Origin of the sequence: Polaromonas aquatica (assembly GCF_050626995.1) — a bacterium.
GTDB classification, from domain to species: Bacteria; Pseudomonadota; Gammaproteobacteria; order Burkholderiales; family Burkholderiaceae_C; genus Polaromonas; species Polaromonas aquatica_A.
Genome location: NZ_CP192467.1, coordinates 357,452 through 372,560, shown reverse-complemented (window position 1 = coordinate 372,560; position 15,109 = coordinate 357,452). Strand labels below are relative to the sequence as shown.

At 62.2% G+C, this 15,109-nt stretch carries 18 protein-coding genes; 11 read left to right on the top strand and 7 right to left on the bottom strand.

Annotation, left to right across the window (positions count from 1 at the left end):
• Positions 1-228: 228 nt before the first annotated feature.
• From ACQ4MS_RS01820 to ACQ4MS_RS01810, 3 genes are read left to right on the top strand one after another with little or no spacing between them, the layout of a single operon-like run.
• Positions 229-1,107 carry a MipA/OmpV family protein gene (locus tag ACQ4MS_RS01820; RefSeq protein WP_431097345.1) on the top strand — a complete coding sequence of 293 codons (879 nt, stop codon included), beginning with the start codon at positions 229-231 and terminating at the stop codon, positions 1,105-1,107.
• Complete coding sequence (locus tag ACQ4MS_RS01815) at positions 1,107-2,264, top strand: alpha/beta fold hydrolase (RefSeq protein WP_431097344.1); 1,158 nt, start codon at positions 1,107-1,109, stop codon at positions 2,262-2,264. The genes ACQ4MS_RS01820 and ACQ4MS_RS01815 overlap by 1 nt, the downstream gene beginning before the upstream one ends.
• Positions 2,245-2,388, top strand: coding sequence for a hypothetical protein (locus ACQ4MS_RS01810; RefSeq protein WP_431097343.1), 144 nt, complete (start codon positions 2,245-2,247; stop codon positions 2,386-2,388). The genes ACQ4MS_RS01815 and ACQ4MS_RS01810 overlap by 20 nt, the downstream gene beginning before the upstream one ends.
• On the opposite strand, the gene ACQ4MS_RS01805 is transcribed toward ACQ4MS_RS01810, so the two are convergent.
• Complete coding sequence (locus ACQ4MS_RS01805) at positions 2,353-3,813, bottom strand: ATP-binding protein (RefSeq protein ID WP_431097342.1); 1,461 nt, start codon at positions 3,811-3,813, stop codon at positions 2,353-2,355. The two genes, ACQ4MS_RS01810 and ACQ4MS_RS01805, sit on opposite strands and share 36 nt — an antisense overlap.
• Entirely contained in the window at positions 3,810-4,475 is a 666-nt protein-coding gene (locus tag ACQ4MS_RS01800; RefSeq protein WP_431097341.1) for a response regulator transcription factor, read from the bottom strand. The genes ACQ4MS_RS01805 and ACQ4MS_RS01800 overlap by 4 nt, the downstream gene beginning before the upstream one ends.
• Positions 4,476-4,713: 238 nt before the next feature.
• Here ACQ4MS_RS01800 and ylqF point away from each other — a divergent pair, with 238 nt between their 5' ends.
• Together ylqF and ACQ4MS_RS01790 are read left to right on the top strand one after the other, a co-directional pair.
• A complete protein-coding gene (ylqF, locus tag ACQ4MS_RS01795; RefSeq protein WP_431097340.1) occupies positions 4,714-5,661 on the top strand; it encodes a ribosome biogenesis GTPase YlqF in 948 nt (315 codons plus the stop codon).
• A gap of 164 nt (positions 5,662-5,825) precedes the next feature.
• Entirely contained in the window at positions 5,826-6,518 is a 693-nt protein-coding gene (locus ACQ4MS_RS01790; RefSeq protein ID WP_431097338.1) for a response regulator transcription factor, read from the top strand.
• Between the two features lie 176 nt (positions 6,519-6,694).
• Here ACQ4MS_RS01790 and ACQ4MS_RS01785 read toward each other — a convergent pair whose 3' ends face one another.
• The gene (locus ACQ4MS_RS01785) at positions 6,695-6,961 is read right to left on the bottom strand and encodes a KGG domain-containing protein (protein ID WP_431097337.1); all 267 of its coding nucleotides are present in this window, start codon (positions 6,959-6,961) and stop codon (positions 6,695-6,697) included.
• 483 nt (positions 6,962-7,444) lie between these two features.
• Here ACQ4MS_RS01785 and ACQ4MS_RS01780 point away from each other — a divergent pair, with 483 nt between their 5' ends.
• Positions 7,445-8,191, top strand: coding sequence for a DUF2243 domain-containing protein (locus tag ACQ4MS_RS01780; RefSeq protein ID WP_431097336.1), 747 nt, complete (start codon positions 7,445-7,447; stop codon positions 8,189-8,191).
• 134 nt (positions 8,192-8,325) lie between these two features.
• On the top strand, positions 8,326-8,955 hold the full coding sequence (locus ACQ4MS_RS01775) for a hemerythrin domain-containing protein (RefSeq protein ID WP_431099514.1): 630 nt from the start codon (positions 8,326-8,328) through the stop codon (positions 8,953-8,955).
• A 29-nt stretch (positions 8,956-8,984) separates the two neighbouring features.
• On the opposite strand, the gene ACQ4MS_RS01770 is transcribed toward ACQ4MS_RS01775, so the two are convergent.
• Positions 8,985-9,452, bottom strand: coding sequence for a TerB family tellurite resistance protein (locus ACQ4MS_RS01770; protein ID WP_431097335.1), 468 nt, complete (start codon positions 9,450-9,452; stop codon positions 8,985-8,987).
• Between the two features lie 15 nt (positions 9,453-9,467).
• A complete protein-coding gene (locus tag ACQ4MS_RS01765; protein ID WP_431097334.1) occupies positions 9,468-10,124 on the bottom strand; it encodes a GDSL-type esterase/lipase family protein in 657 nt (218 codons plus the stop codon).
• A gap of 435 nt (positions 10,125-10,559) precedes the next feature.
• Between ACQ4MS_RS01765 and ACQ4MS_RS01760 the strand changes: the two genes are divergently transcribed.
• From ACQ4MS_RS01760 to ACQ4MS_RS01745, 4 genes are all read left to right on the top strand, one after another.
• Positions 10,560-11,165, top strand: coding sequence for a hypothetical protein (locus tag ACQ4MS_RS01760; RefSeq protein ID WP_431097333.1), 606 nt, complete (start codon positions 10,560-10,562; stop codon positions 11,163-11,165).
• A 199-nt stretch (positions 11,166-11,364) separates the two neighbouring features.
• Positions 11,365-12,159, top strand: a complete 795-nt coding sequence (locus ACQ4MS_RS01755) for an MBL fold metallo-hydrolase (RefSeq protein ID WP_431097332.1) — start codon at positions 11,365-11,367, stop codon at positions 12,157-12,159.
• A 93-nt stretch (positions 12,160-12,252) separates the two neighbouring features.
• On the top strand, positions 12,253-12,819 hold the full coding sequence (locus ACQ4MS_RS01750) for a hypothetical protein (RefSeq protein WP_431097331.1): 567 nt from the start codon (positions 12,253-12,255) through the stop codon (positions 12,817-12,819).
• 251 nt (positions 12,820-13,070) lie between these two features.
• A complete protein-coding gene (locus ACQ4MS_RS01745; RefSeq protein ID WP_431099513.1) occupies positions 13,071-13,559 on the top strand; it encodes a DUF2242 domain-containing protein in 489 nt (162 codons plus the stop codon).
• 187 nt (positions 13,560-13,746) lie between these two features.
• Here ACQ4MS_RS01745 and trxC read toward each other — a convergent pair whose 3' ends face one another.
• Together trxC and ACQ4MS_RS01735 are read right to left on the bottom strand one after the other, a co-directional pair.
• On the bottom strand, positions 13,747-14,184 hold the full coding sequence (trxC, locus tag ACQ4MS_RS01740; protein WP_431097330.1) for a thioredoxin TrxC: 438 nt from the start codon (positions 14,182-14,184) through the stop codon (positions 13,747-13,749).
• Positions 14,185-14,425: 241 nt separating this feature from the next.
• Positions 14,426-14,947: a hypothetical protein gene (locus tag ACQ4MS_RS01735; RefSeq protein ID WP_431097329.1), complete on the bottom strand. Its 522-nt coding sequence runs from the start codon at positions 14,945-14,947 to the stop codon at positions 14,426-14,428.
• Positions 14,948-15,109 lie beyond the last annotated feature (162 nt).

The following is a 15,109-nucleotide window of genomic DNA, read 5'->3' as shown; positions in this document are numbered from 1 at the left end:
CCGGGCGCGCACTGCAGGCGCTTGCAGAGGTGGCGGACGCGGGCTTAATGATTTCTTAATACCGCTAAAAACTCCTTAAATTCGCGCCGGCACCATTGGCTGCAATCCATGGCGAATGTCTTCGCCATGCAAGCCGCGAAAGGGCCCTCATGCCGGACCGGAAAAAACGCCAGGCTATTCCCCAGCGTCTTTCGCGCTTGCCCATTTTTTAACCTGGAGAACCTGAAGATGACACATCCGCAACCGCGCCGCACTGCCAAGCCGAATGCGCGCGTCACCACACGCGCCACACAACCAGCGACAAACCCCGGGGAAAAGCCTGCTGAAAAAACTCCCGGCCGCGCATCGCTTCCGCTCTTTTCGCTTTTCCTGCTGGCGGCTTTTTCGCAGCAACCGGCCCGTGCGCAAGCACAGGAGCCCATGCCCGTGGAGGGAACGTCGCAGTGGGGACTGGGACTGGCTGCGGGTGTTGACCGCAAGCCCTACCGCGATTTCGACAACAAGACGAGGTTGCTCCCGCTCGTCACCTATGAAAACAAATGGGTGAGTGTTTTCGGCCCAGGCATCGACCTGAAGTTGCCGTCGGCCGGACCAGTGTCCTTCCGTTTGCGTGCCCGGTATGCGGACGACGGCTACGACGCATCCGATTCACCCTTCCTTGCCGGCATGGAAGAGCGCAAGGACGGCTTCTGGCTGGGCGGCGCAGCCATCTGGCGCAACAGCATTGCCAATGTGTCGGCCGAGTTGCTGGGTGACGCATCAAGCAACAGCGGGGGTACCAAGTTCAGGCTGACGGTGGACCGCCGCTTCCAGGCGGGCAACTTCGACATCACACCGCGCCTCGCCGCCATCCGGCTGGACGACAAATACGTGTCTTACTACTACGGCGTGAACGCTTCGGAAGTGCGCGCCGGCCGTGCCGCGTACCAGGGTGGCTCCGCCGTCAACATGGAAGCCGGGGTGCGCGTGGGTTATGCGCTGGCGCCGCGGCAAAGTGTCTTTCTTGACCTGAGTACCACCCGGTTGGGCAGCAGCATCAAGGACAGCCCGCTGGTGGACCGTTCCAGCCAGAGCGCTGTGCGCGTCGGTTATCTCTACCGCTTCTGATGCGTGCCTATCCCGCAATGATGATGTTGGCGCTGCTGGCCGGTTGCTCCGCACCCGCACCCCTGCGCTACCCCATGGGGCAGACGAGTTTTGAGGACTACCAGCGTGAAACCCGCCAGTGGCTGTCGCAGAGGCGGGCCTTCCAGACCAGCGACCACGACAGTGAACTGGCGTGGAATTCCCCTGCCGAATGGCGTCCCGCCAAGCCGCCGGTCAAAGGCATTTTGCTGTTTCACGGGCTGGGCGACTCGCCCTGGTCGTTTGCCGATATCGGGAAGTCGCTGGCAGCCCAGGGTTACCTGGTGCGCACCGCGCTGTTGCCCGGCCACGGCACGCAACCTGCGGACCTGCTGGGTGTGGATGTGGATGACTGGCGGCAACTGGTGCGCGAACAGGTTGCCGTGATGAGCCGTGAAGTGCCGCAAGTGATGCTGGGCGGGTTTTCAACGGGCGCCAACCTGGCGCTGGAGTACGCGCTTGACCACCCCGAGGTGGCTGGCTTGATGCTGTTTTCGCCGGCCTTGAAAGCCAGCGTCCCCGGTGACTGGACACTTCCCCTGCTGGCACAGTTCAAGCCCTGGCTGCGCCAGCCCGGCAGCAGCCAGTCCCAGCAGACGCCGGTGCGCTACCTCAATGTGCCCACCAATGGCTTTGCCCAGTTCTACCGAGGCAGTGCGGCGGTGCGCAGCAAGATCAGCGGAAAGACATTTGACAGGCCCGCACTGCTGGTGGTGGCGCAGCACGACTCGGTGGTGGACGTGGACTATGTGCTGCGCATCTTCAAGCAGCGTTTCACGCACCCCGCCAGCCGCATGGTCTGGTATGGCGACTTGCCCGGCGGAAAGGCCGCACCACCGCGCGTGCTCGTTCGAACCGACCGCATTCCTGATGCACGCATCAGCCAGTTTTCCCACATGGGCGTGCTGTTTTCACCCGGCAACCCGCTGTACGGAAACGAAGGCAGCCAGCGTTACTGCTGGAACGGGCAAAGCGACATCGACCAGCGCAAATGCACGGAGGGTGCTCCCGTCTGGTACTCGGACTGGGGCTATACCGAGCCCGGGAAAATCCACGCCCGGCTGACCTTCAACCCCTACTTTGAGTGGCAGGCCGGCATCATGAAGGAGGTCATGGACCATGCACCAGAGAACCCATGATCGCGCCAGCGATCCAACTCACGCGGCCCACCCGGCCGATCCGATCTACCTGGTGAAGAAAATTGCCTGGCGCAGCTGGATCCGCTTTTTAAGCTGGCGCCGCCGCAACGCCATCCGCACCTGAGCCGCGGCCTGAATCCGGGCCTGCAGGCGGCGCAGGCAGCGGGAACAGGACGCGTACGCTGAACCCCTTGCCGTCCAGCCCGCCTCCGGTCTTGATGGCGGCCTCATGCAGCTGCGCAATGCCCGCCACCAGGGAAAGCCCGATGCCGCTGCCACGCCCGCCGTTGCCCGGGATGCGGTGAAAGCGCCGGAAGATGGCTTCATGCTCGGCCTCAGGCACGCCCGGCCCGTCGTCGGCCACCTCCAGGCAGACGCGGCGCTGGTTGCCTTCTTCGGCGGCTTCTTTGCTGGCTTCTTCGTGGTAGCCGCAACTGATTTTGACGCGGCCACCCTCCGGCGTATAGCGCAGCGCGTTGTCCAGCAGGTTGCGCAGCAGGATGCCGATTTCGTCAACGTCGCATTCGATGGGGCAGGGCGTGAGCGCCAGGATGATGCTGCGGCGCTGCTGCTGCGCCTGCATGTCGAACTCCTGGCTCACATGCATGATGAGCTCGCTCAGGTCGGCCAGGCTTTTTTGCGGCGCATGCACGCCCGCGTCCATGCGCGCCAGGTCGAGCAACTGGTCGGACAGCCGCGTGCTGCGCTCCACAACCGCCAGCAACTTGACGAGGGCGGCGTCCTTGTCAGCGACCGTGGTAGCGCGCAAAGCTACCTGGGCCTGGGCCTGCAAGGCCGACAAGGGCGTGCGCAGCTCGTGGGCCGCGTCGCCGATGAAGCGCCGCTCGCCCTGCATGGCTTGGTCCAGCTGCTCCAGCAGGTGGTTGAAGGACTCGACCAGCGGCCGGATTTCCGTGGGCAATTGCACAACCGGCAGCGGTGTGAGGTCGAACTTGCGGCGGCTGCGCACGGTGGCCTCCAGCGTTGTCAGCGGCCGCAAAGACCTGCCCACCGCAAACCACATCAGCAGCCCTGCCACGAGCAGCAGCGTCGTTGTCAGGCCCAGCGCGACGAAGGTTTTTTGCCGGACTTCCTGGTCAATTACGCCGTGCCGCATGGCCACCTGCACGCTGACCTCGCCGGTGCTGTCGGACACCGCGAAAACACGCCAGCGCTCGCCGTGGATGGTGGAATCGGTAAAACCGTCGTTGAAGGCCGGCAGCAGCGGCGTGGCCGGCGAATCCGGTGCGCGCACGACCAGGTTTTTGCGTTCGGTCCACACCTGGAAGGTCAGGTTGACGTCGCGCGGAATGTTTGCGTCACGCAATTGCAGGCTGTGGCCGAAGGAGGGCTTCAGTGTCGCGCCGCTGGGGATGGCCATCAGGATCTTGGTGCCGATGGCCTGCAGCTTGCTATCCCAATGGCTGCTCTGGCCGCGCAAGGTGTACACCGTCAGCACAGCGAGCGCGCCCGCCCAGCACAGCGTGATCGCGATGCCCAGCACCAGCAGCACACGCCCTTTGAGCGATCTGATGGGCAGGCACGTCACGCCTGCGCCTCACCGATCATGTAGCCTTGGCCGTGCACGGTGGTGATCAGGTGGTCGCCGAGCTTTCGGCGCAGCTGGTGGATGAACACGGCAATCGTGTTGCTTTCGATTGCCGTGGTGTTGCCGTACACCACGTCTTCGAGGTGATCGCGCGTCACCACATGGCCGGGGCGCTCTAGCAAGGCCAGCAGCGTGCGGTATTCGTGCGCGCTCAGCGCCACCCGTACACCGCCGCGCGTGACCGCGCGTTTGCTGCGGTCCAGGCTGATGTCGCCATAGGTGTGCACCGGCACCACCTTGCCCTTGCTGCGGCGTATGACGGCGCGCACACGCGCCCAGAGTTCATCCAGCTGGAAGGGCTTGACGAGGTAGTCGTCCGCACCGGCGTCCAGGCCCGTGATGCGTTCACTCAGCTGGCCGCGCGCGGTCAGTATGAGCACCGGTGTGACGTCATAGCGGTTGCGCAGCGTGCGCAGCACAGCCAGTCCCGAATCACCGGGCAGGCCCAGATCCAGCAGCACAGCTTCATAGACGTGGTCGATCAGCGCGAGCTTGGCGGCCGCGGCATCGCCGACATGGTCCACCGTCCAGGCGATCTGGCGCGCGGCATCGCACACCGCTTCGGCCAGCATGGCGTCGTCTTCTACCAGGAGCAGATGCACGGATTTGTCTCTTTCGGGTCGCTGTGGGGAAGACTGATCGTGCCCTGGGCCGATTAATCATTTATTAATACAAACCAGAGGCAATGCCATGTATTTTGCGGCATGGCGGCCAGGCAGAACCCCAAAAGGCTGCCCCGCATTCCCCCTTGGAGCCAGGTCGTCCGCAGCGGCGACAATTGGGGTATCGCGGGGTTTTCGCCCTTGCCCCAGTACCCGAACCCAGAAAGAAAAGATCCAGATGGCCATCCAGTGGTTTCCCGGTCACATGCACCTGACCAAAAAAGCCATCAGCGAGCGCATCAAGGAAATTGATGTCGTCATTGAGCTGCTTGACGCGCGCCTGCCCGGCTCCAGCGCCAATCCCATGCTGGCCGAGCTCACCAGCGGCAAGCCCGCGCTGAAGGTCCTGAACAAGCGCGACCTGGCCGACCCCACGCGCACGCCGCTCTGGCTCGACCACTACAACAGCCTGCCTGCCACCCGCGCCATCGAGCTCGACGCCAGCGAGACCGCGCCCGCGCGCCGCCTCATCGACGCCTGCCATGCGCTGGCGCCCACACGCGGCACCATGGTCAAGCCCATGCGCGTACTGATCTGCGGCATTCCCAACGTCGGCAAATCCACCCTCATCAACACCCTTACCGGCAAGCGCGCCACCAAAACCGGCGATGAAGCGGGCATCACCAAGGTCGAGCAGCGGCTGGTACTGGCCGACGGTTTTTATTTGTGGGACACGCCGGGCATGCTGTGGCCGCGCATCATCGTGGCCAAGAGCGGCTACAACCTGGCCGCCAGCGGTGCGATAGGCCGCAATGCCTTCAATGAAGAAGAAGTCGCGCTCGAGCTGCTGGACTACCTCATCAAGCACTACCCCGGGCTGCTGCAAGCGCGCTACAAGGTGGATGTCACGCCCGGCATCACCGACGAGCAGTTGCTTGAAGAAATCGGACGCAAGCGCGGTGCGGTGTTAGCCAAAGGCCGGGTGAACCTGCAAAAGGCCGCCGAGATCGTTATCTATGAATTCCGCTCGGCCACGCTGGGCCGCGTGACGCTGGAAACCCCCGAAGAGTTTGCCGAATGGCTATCCGCCGGCCGGCTGATGGACGCGGAACGGCAAGTCAAGAAAGACAAGATCGAGACCAACCGCTTGATCAAGTTCAAGAAGATTCCGCGGCCACCCGCCTGAGCTGCGCGCCGGGCGAATCAGCCCATCGGTGCCTGCGTTACACATTCCGGACGCGTCCTACGCCGGTGCAGGCACGCTGCTGATGAGCATGCCCTGTGAACATCCCAAGATGGAAGCATGAGGTGCGGGCCATTGATTTTTGGGCCCGGTTTTCATGGACGGGTATGCAGAAATCGGCTGAACAATACCAGGAGACCCACGGCGCATTGGCCGCCGAAGCTTCCGCGCGCAAGAGGATCGCCATCGTCGACGACCACAGCATGGTCCGGGCCGGAATGGAGGCGCTGTTTCTGGGCTGCCCGGACCTGTGCGTGGTGGCCACAGGCGGCAACCCGCATGATGCGCTGGCCCTGGCCAGCTCCCAAGAGCTCGATGTCATGGTGCTGGACATCGTCATGCGGCAGGAAAGCGCTGTCGATGTGCTCGGGAAAATAGCCTCCGCGGCACCGCACATGGGCACTGTCATCTACAGCGGTTATCCCGAGCAGCAGTTTGCCTTGCCGCTGATCCGGCTGGGCGCGCGTGCTTATGTTGACAAGTCCGCACCGCTGCATGAGCTGGTGGACGCGGTTCGCGCTGTCGCCTATGGGTCGACCTATTTCTCAAAGCGCGTGCAGTCCATGCTGTGGGCGGCCCTCGACACGGCAACCCCATCGGGAACTGCAGGCCTCACCCCCCGGGAGTTCCAGATATTCCTGCGGCTTGCCAGTGGGCAGACCGTCACGGAAATCGCAGCTGCCCTGCGGCTGACCGATGTCACCGTGAGTTCACACCGTGCGCGCGTCCTGCAAAAACTCAAGCTCAGCAGCAATTCGCACCTCACCCGCTACGCGATGGATCACCATTTCCTCAACTGACGCGGCATGTCGTACGCACAGTTCCTCAGTGCTTTCCTACGCGCGGAAAGGTGAACGGCCCCATGAGGCGGGTACGACCATTGCAAATACCAGCCATATTTCTCCATATCTCTTGCGGCCATGAAGGCCATAAAAAAAGGGCAGATGACACTGCCCTTTTTTTTTAAGCGGCGATCTCAACGATTGCCGCCGGAGCCGCCCTGGTTACCGCCCTGGTTTCCACCGCTGGCCTGGCCACCTTTGCGGCCTGCTTCGCGCGCTTCTTCCGAGGTGAACTCATTGGCATTGCCGCTCTGATGAGCTGCCTTGCCACCCTCGCTGGCGATTTCACGCTGGCGGTCTTTGTCCATGGATGCGAAACCGCGGTTGGAGGTGTCACCCTGGTTGCCCCGCTGGTTTCCACTTTGATTGCCGCCCTGGTTTCCGCCTTGATTGTTTGCCATCTGATATCTCCTTGGTTGAAAAAGCCCCATGCGGGGCCGGTTGGACAGTGGGAGCAGAATTGCCCGCCACACCTTCATGATGCGCAAACACTTTTGTTCCGGATGTCGGTTGCAAATTTAAGCGCCTGTAGGAAAAGTTAAAGCCTGGCGTTGCATCGTGTGGCGGTCTTCGTACTTGTTGCGCAAGTTGTTCACAGCCGTGAGGCATGCCTGGAGCAGACGATAAAAAACCGCTAATCGCATTGCGCACTGGAGCCTGTGCCTCTGCCTCAACCAGGCCATGACAAGCGCAGGCGGTGCCTGGCTATTCACAAAATAATCCACAGCACCCACGGCCGATGTGTCGCCGCCGAAGCTGCGGGCCCTGTACGAATTGTCTGACGCGTAGCTACGGTGCTGCTTTGCATGCGGTGTAAAACGCACGCCGTATCGTGGGTTCGACATTTAAAAAAATCGCAACGAAATACAAGACCAAAACTTCTTATGACTTCCGCCATCAACCAGCCCGACGTGGATCGCCAGCAAAGCGCGTCCAACGCTATACCGCCACGCTTTCCGCTTGGCGCCGGCATTTTGCTGGGCCTGGGCCTGGGCGGTTTTTTTGACGGCATCGTGTTGCACCAGATCCTGCAATGGCACCACATGCTCTCCAGCGCGGGTTTCCCCGCCAACAATGTGCGCGACCTGCAAATCAACACATTGGCAGATGGCCTGTTTCACGCCAGCACCTACATCTTCGTGGTGTGGGGCTTGTTCTGGCTGTGGCGCGCGGCACGCCGGCCACACTTTTTGTGGTCCGCCCCATTGCTGCTTGCCGGCATGTTGATGGGCTTCGGGATTTTTAATGTGGTGGAAGGCCTGGTCAATCACCAGTTGCTCGGCATCCATCATGTGAACGAGACAGTCCCGCAAGACCAGTGGATTTACTGGGATGTCGGCTTTCTTGTGTGGGGCCTCGCAATGCTGGCGGGCGGCTGGTTCTGGGTGCACCGCCTGCGCGCCGTCGTGCCCTTGCCTCCGGCTACGACCTCGGCCATCCGGGCGCGGGGCGCACAGCCGGTCGCCACCCAGGGTACGGTGCTGGAGCCTGGGGATGAGGCACCCGAGGGCACGGCAGGCACCGGTGAAGCAATCTGCCGTGAATGCGGCGGCACAGGCCGCAACGCGGCAGGCCTTTGTCCTTCCTGCGGCGGTGATGGCAGGGTCACCGTAGCGCTGGCTGGTGGCTGATACTTTCTTTCGGCTCTTTCGGCTCTTTCGCCTTTTTCTGGCCATCAGCCGGGCACCAAGAAAAACAGGACGAAACATGCAAGGCGGATGCGCTCCGCTTGATCTTCATCAAAGCCGGCGGCGGTGTTTGCGGCATGCTTGGCGCAACCAAACACCGACAACCGCCGGAGGCCGCCATTCACAAACATGCCAGCGTGCAGATCATCCTCGATGAGCACGCCTCCCTTTCCGCCATGTTGCGGTCCATGCTGCTCATGGTGGCGCGTGGTCCGGGTGACCATGCACAGCGTTTCTTTGATGTCTTTCGGGCCATGCTGTTTTATATCGATGAGTTTCCCGAGCGCTTGCACCACCCGAAGGAATCGGACCTGCTGTTTCCGCGTGTGGTGCGCTCCGTGCCGTCGGTGATGGCCACGGTGCAGCAGCTGGAGCGTGACCACATGAGCGGCGAGAAGGCCGTGCGTGAACTGCAGCACCTGTTGTTGGCCTGGGAGCTGCTGGGCGAGCAGCGAAAGCCCGAGTTTGAGGCGCAGTGCAAACGTTATGTCACGTTCTACCTGGAGCACATGCGGCTGGAAGAAACGGTCATCCTGCCGGAGGCTGAAAAAGTGCTCACCGAAGCCGACTGGAAAGAGCTGGACGAGGCCTTCCAGCAAAACCGCGATCCGCTCACGGGCAAGCACCCGGCCGACCCTGTGTATGACCGCCTCTTCACACGCATCGTGATGGAGGCGCCGGCGCCTATAGGGCTGGGCGACGCCTGACACCAGCGCCTGGCGCGGGCCGCGGCGGTCTATGCCTGCCCGGCAGCCTCTTTGGCCCGCATCTTGGCTGCGATGTATTCCCCATGCGTGACGTGCAGGAGGCCGGCCACCTTGCTGATCAAGTGGTTCTCGTGCGCATCAAGGTGGGCGTCCGAATACGCCACCTGCCACATGTATTCAACGATGCGGATTTTCTGCGCCTGCGAAAAATGCGTGTTGAGGTCCGAGGTGAAGCGGTGGTAGTCATAAAGATTTTGGGCTTCCTGCTCGGCCAGGCTCACCAGTTGCTGCAACTCGTCTTCACCGAGGCTGAACTTTTCGCGCAGGGCTGCCAGCATCGCGCTGCGTTCAGCGGGGGCCATCGCCGGGTCGGCGCGCATCACTTCCACCAGCAACACTGCCGTGGCCAGTTGCAGCGTGTGCTCGAGCTGGCCCGCTGACGGCGCGCCAACAGGCGCCGTGAAACTGTCAAACAGGTCTTTGAGGGTTTTCAGCATGAGAGGCCTCCAGACTTAGCCAACAAACTTCATGTCGCGCAGCCAGGCGGCCAAGCGTTCGGCAAACACCTTGTAGCCTTCCGCATTGGCGTGGATCTGGTCCGACCGCAGTTCGCTGCGTGACAGTACATAAGACCATCCGCCTGGGAACAGCGGTGTGCTGGTTTCAGCGGCCACGTCGGCATACACCTCATGGTCGTTCAGGGAGCCCATGGCCGCTGACAGCATCACGGGTTTGGGCTGCGCGATCAGCACCACCTGCGTACTGGCAGCGGCGGTTTGCACAATGCTTTTGAGCGCGGCGCGTGTCTGGTCCAGCGGCATGTTGCGCAGGAAGTCATTGCCGCCGATGGACGCCAGCACCAGGCCGGGCGTGTTTTCCTGCAGCAGTGCGGGCAGCCGCGCCAGGGCGCCGGCGGCCGTGTCGCCGTTGATGCCTGCGTTCTGCGTGACGTGGCCCGTCAGCAGCTCCAGCTGCTGCGGGTAGCTTGTGCCCGGCGCGGCACCATAGCCAAAGGTCAGCGAATCCCCCAGGCACAACAGCGTGGCCTCCTTGGGCAGTGTCCTGCCTTTGGGTTTGGCTGAGCGGGAGCAGCCCGCAGCCACCAGCAGCGTAGAGGCGGCACCGCCCAGCAACAGTCGGCGGCGAAATGGTTGGGTGGGCGGGTTCACGTGTTGGTGCCTGAGTGTGCAGGATGGTGGATGGAGATTGCAAAGAAGATTGCAAAGAGACTGCCCGACACTTTACCCGCCGGAAAAAGCGCGCGTGAAGAGTCCAGGTGAAAGCCCGGTGGCGCAGGCCGGATTTAACCCCAGACGACGCATTGCGAGCCAAAGCGCATCTCGACACCATTGCAAGCGCGAGGTAATGCTGGGTAATGCCTGGGTAAGCAACGGGTAATGACGGGGTAAAGCTTCGTTTGCCTTACACAGCGTTCACACAGCCGGGCCAACAATGGTTTCACTGAAGCGCACAGGGCTTTTGAAAAGCAGCGCTTCAGGAGCAGCCCCAACAGTTGCTTGCCGAACCGGAGACTTATCTCCGCCACCGCAAGTTGCCCACCGGGTTGCTGGCAATCCAACGCACAAGCACTCCAGGAGAACCTCATGAAATCGAAATTCTTGACTGTCTCGTTGTTGGCCTCGGCACTGTTTGCCGGCTTGGGGCTGGCCCCCGCCATGGCGCAGAGCACTTACACCCCCGGCATTGACCAGGCGCAGCAAGCCATCAGCGCGCGCATCCAGCAGGGCCTCGCATCGGGCCACATCACTCCGTCTGAAGCGCAGGTGCTGTACCGCCGTGACCGGGAGATCGCGGTGCGCGAGGCGCGCTTCAAATCCAACGGCGTCGCTACACCGCAGGAGCGCCAGCAACTGCGCGCCGACCTGGACGGCCTCGGTGCCGAAGTGGAGCGCATGATGGCCAACCGCGATGTGGCGGGCCGCCCCGGTTACAACGCCGGCTACACGTCCGGCATCGACCACCGTGAGCGGGAGATCAGCCAGCGCATTGACGAAGGCATCCGCACAGGCCGCATCACACGGGACGAAGCCGCCAGGCTGCGCCAGCATGAGCGCCGCATTGACCGCCAGGAGGCGCAATTCAGGTCAGACGGCGTGGTGACCCAGCAAGAGCGCCGCCAGCTGCGCTATGAGCTGGCAGCACTGCGCGACGAGGTCGAGCGCATGATGCACAATCGCCGCCGCGGTTAAGCAGGCGCGAAGAGGCACGAGAAGGCGCGCCAGGCTCATTGAAGAGCGCTGGCGCGTTTTTTTGTTCGCAGGCGTATTCCGCTTCACCGGCATGGATGGCGCACAGGTAGCAAGCCTGTCGTTGACCTGTATCAATACGCCAAGGGCCGGCCGCTTATAAAGTTGCCTTTTTTTCATGCGTCGCCCACGCACTCCAGCCATGCCCATTGAACTTTACCGTGACGACAGGCATGCCTGCCTGATGTTCACCGACCTGATCGAAGAAGACGGCCAGGCCGTCCAGTCCAACCAGTTCCTGATCGTTGACAGCGGTACCGGCGCCGTCATTGATCCGGGCGGCAACCTTGCGTTCAACGAACTGTTCCTGGGGATGTCGCAGCACTTCAGCCCGCAAAAACTGTCTTACATCATTGCGTCCCACGCCGACCCGGACATCATCGCCTCGCTGGACCGCTGGCTCACATCCACCCCGGCACAACTGGTGATCTCGCGCGTGTGGGAGCGTTTCGTGCCGCACTTCACCAAGGTCGGGAAAACCGAGCAGCGCCTGATTGGTGTGCCCGACGGCGGCGGGCGGCTGCCCTTGGGGCGCAGCGAGCTGTGGTTGCTGCCCGCGCACTTTTTGCACTCGGAAGGCAACTTCCATTTTTACGATCCCGTCAGCCGCATCCTTTTTACCGGCGACCTCGGCGTGTCGATGATGTCCGGCCGTACGGCGCAGGTGCCCGTCACCGACCTGAAACCCCACCTGCCGCTGATGGAGGGCTTCCACAAACGCTACATGGTGTCGAACAAGGTCCTGCGCCTTTGGGTGGCCATGGCGCGCCAGCTTGATATTTCCATGCTGGTGCCGCAGCACGGCGCGCCGCTCAAAGGCCCCGCCATTGGCCAGTTTTTCGACTGGGCGGAATCGCTGAAGTGCGGCATCGACCTGTTCGACGACCGCAACTACCAGGTGCCCACGGTGCAGATCAATGGGCGGACCATGGTCTGAACCGAGAGAGTGGATTTGCGATAGCCGGATGCGCCCCCGGCCGCCGTATATGCTCCGCAGTGAAAGATCAGAAATACACAACGGAGGCAGATCATGGGCGCAGTCGAAGAGAAGTGGGAGAAGTGGGCCAAGTGGGGAGTACTCGCCGTGCTGTGCCTGGCCGCTGTGGTGGGAATCCTGAACCGCGATCGCCTGCCGGTCTATATCGATTACCTGCGCGACCCCTTGCCGGAGGTGACGATGCGCTACGCACAGCTGTCAGGCCAGATGGACGAGGCCGCCGTGCACAAACATTTTCAGGGTATTGCGCTGAACTGCCGTACCCATCCAGGCGGGCCTGCGGGAACCGACCGGTTTTGCCATTCAGGCCTGAGCAAGGCTGACGGGGAAGCTGCGCTGACGCTTGTGGCTTTTTTCAGTAAGGGCCGTTTGACGTCCGTCGTCGTGCATGTTCCCTGGTGGGTGCACGGCAGGTCGCTTGACCGCCTGGTAGCGCAATATGGAAAAGCTGAACGCGCAGGCGTTGTTTCACTGATAGGCGGGCCGGTTATGCGCTGGAACTTGCCCAATGGCACGCTGGAGCACAACCGTGATCGCAGCCTCAACCCGCTGGAATGGAGCGCCATCTTCTGGTCGGCGGGCCAGGACCAGAAAAAATAACCGGCTGGCGGAGCAACGGCCGCGTGTGGCGCCGGCATCCGCCGCGTAAACGATTTGCTACAACTGCGATCCACCCGAGGCGTGAGCCTGTGTCCTGAAAGGATGTATGGTGGCGGCTTGTGCATGGGGCATTTTTCCTTGTTCCTCGTGCTTGCCCCGTGCTTATCCGTGGAGATGCGCCTTTGATGCTGTTATGGAAATCCTGCCGGCTCAGCGCCGCACTGCTGGCCGTTTGCAGCCTGTCGCCCCTGATGACCGGCTGTGCCACCGGAGCCAAAGCCTTCCCCCTGCAGGAAAACTTTGGGTCCACCCAAACCTATTCACGCCTGTTTGACGCCCCGCCCGCCCGAACCTGTGAGGCTTCGCGGCGTGCGCTGCTGAGCCAGGGCTACATCATCAACATGGCCACAGCCGACCTGGTGGAAGGGCAAAAGGCTTTCCAGCCGGAGCCGGACGCACACCTGCAAATGGTGATTCGTGTGGTCTGCGCACCCGAGACGCCCGACGGCAAGGTGAGCCTGGGATTTGTCACGGCCCTGCAGGACAGCTACGCCATGAAGAAAAGCAACAACTCCGCCAGCCTGGGCGTGGGTGCCATTGGTTCTGTGTCGTTGCCCTTCTCGTCGGGCAATGAGTCCATGGTCAAGGTGGGCAGCGAGACCATCACCTCCGATGCGTTTTACGACCGTTTTTTTGACCTGGTGCGGCGCTACCTGGTGGCGGACGCTGCACTCGACTGATGTGCGGAATTGCTTGCCTGGACGGGTAGCTTTGAGCGTGTTTTCAAGAAAAAAATGCCTGTAGCCCAGGTATAACGAGCGCGAGCAGCTATTAAAATCATAGCGGTTGCGATGTGCCTGAGTCCACACAGGGCGCGCAGGCCCGCCGCGGTGAGGACACCAAGCCAACGGAGCCGGGTGGCCGCTTTCAGCGCAGGTTGGCCTGCACCCAGCGCACGATGTCCGCCGCCCCCATGGCACCGGCCTGGCGCGCCACTTCACGGCCGCCCTTGAACAGCGCCAGCGTGGGAATGCTGCGGATGTTAAAACGCGCGCCCAGGTTGGGCACCGCTTCGGTATCTACCTTGGCCACACGCACTTGCGGCTCCAGCTGCGCTGCGGCCTGCTCATAGGCTGGCGCCATCTGCCGGCAAGGCCCGCACCACGGCGCCCAGAAGTCCACCAGCACCGGGATCTGGTTGCGGGTGATGTGTTTGTCAAAAGCCGCTTCGTCCAGCGCGGTGGAATGGGCGGCAAACAGCGCCTTCTTGCAGCTGCCGCAGGTCGGCTCGCTGCCAAGCTGGTCGGCGCGTACGCGGTTGGTGGTATGGCAGTGCGGGCAGACGATGTGGAGCGGGTCAGTCATCACGCGCAGCTGGGGGCCGGCGCCGGTATTTCAAGCGCAAGGGTGGCCGGGCTGCGGTGCCGGAACAGCAAATTGGTGGAGTGCGCTCGTGAAAAAGCCGCCTCAAAGGGCGGCTTTTCCTTTGGACGCTTGGGTAGCTTGTGCTGCAGGCGCAATGCGTCAGGTCAGATGGCTACCAATTTGATAGCGGCTTGCGCCCGTCAGACAAGGGCTAAGGCCCTGTTTTCTTCAAGAACCTGGATCAGGCTGCCTTGGCGGTGCGGCGCTGGCTGAAAGCCGTCTTGCGCTTGGCGGCGGTCGCCTGGTCACCGGCAATCTTGCTGGCCAGCTCAGCCGTCTTCTGTTCAATCTGTGCGGCCAGCTTGCTCAGGGCCAATGCGCCGGGTGCGGTGGCCTGGGCCAGCGTGTTCAGCGTGGTCACGCCGGTTTTTTCTTCAAACAGGCTGGCGTTGGCGGAGGCGCGTTCCACGCCGGCTTCAGCCACCTTGACCAGCTGGCTCACCACGTGCTGTGCACCGTTGGTCGTGAGCATCAGGCCCTTGGTGTAGTACACGCTGAAAGCCACTTGCGCTGCCGATGCGTTTTTGGCGGTTTCAGCCGTCAGCTCGGTGCGTGACTGCTTCAGGGCGCGGTTCCAGCGCTGCTCCAGCAGGCTGACCACACGTTCGCCGCCGGCGCGGTAAGCGTTGATGACGTGTTTTGCGGTGTTGCCGTAAGACTCGATCAGGTCAGTGGCGACGGTGGAGAGGTTTTTGGCGCTCATGGCGTGTCTTTCAGTGTTGGTTAAACAGTGGATTCATCATCAAGGTTTTCCCTAGTGAGGGCGACCTACTGGGCTAGAGGGGCATGTCCAGATTTGTCTGGGGCCCGCCGGCACTGGGTAAGTTGCTATTTTTTTAATAGCTGGTAGTCCATGCTTTTATTG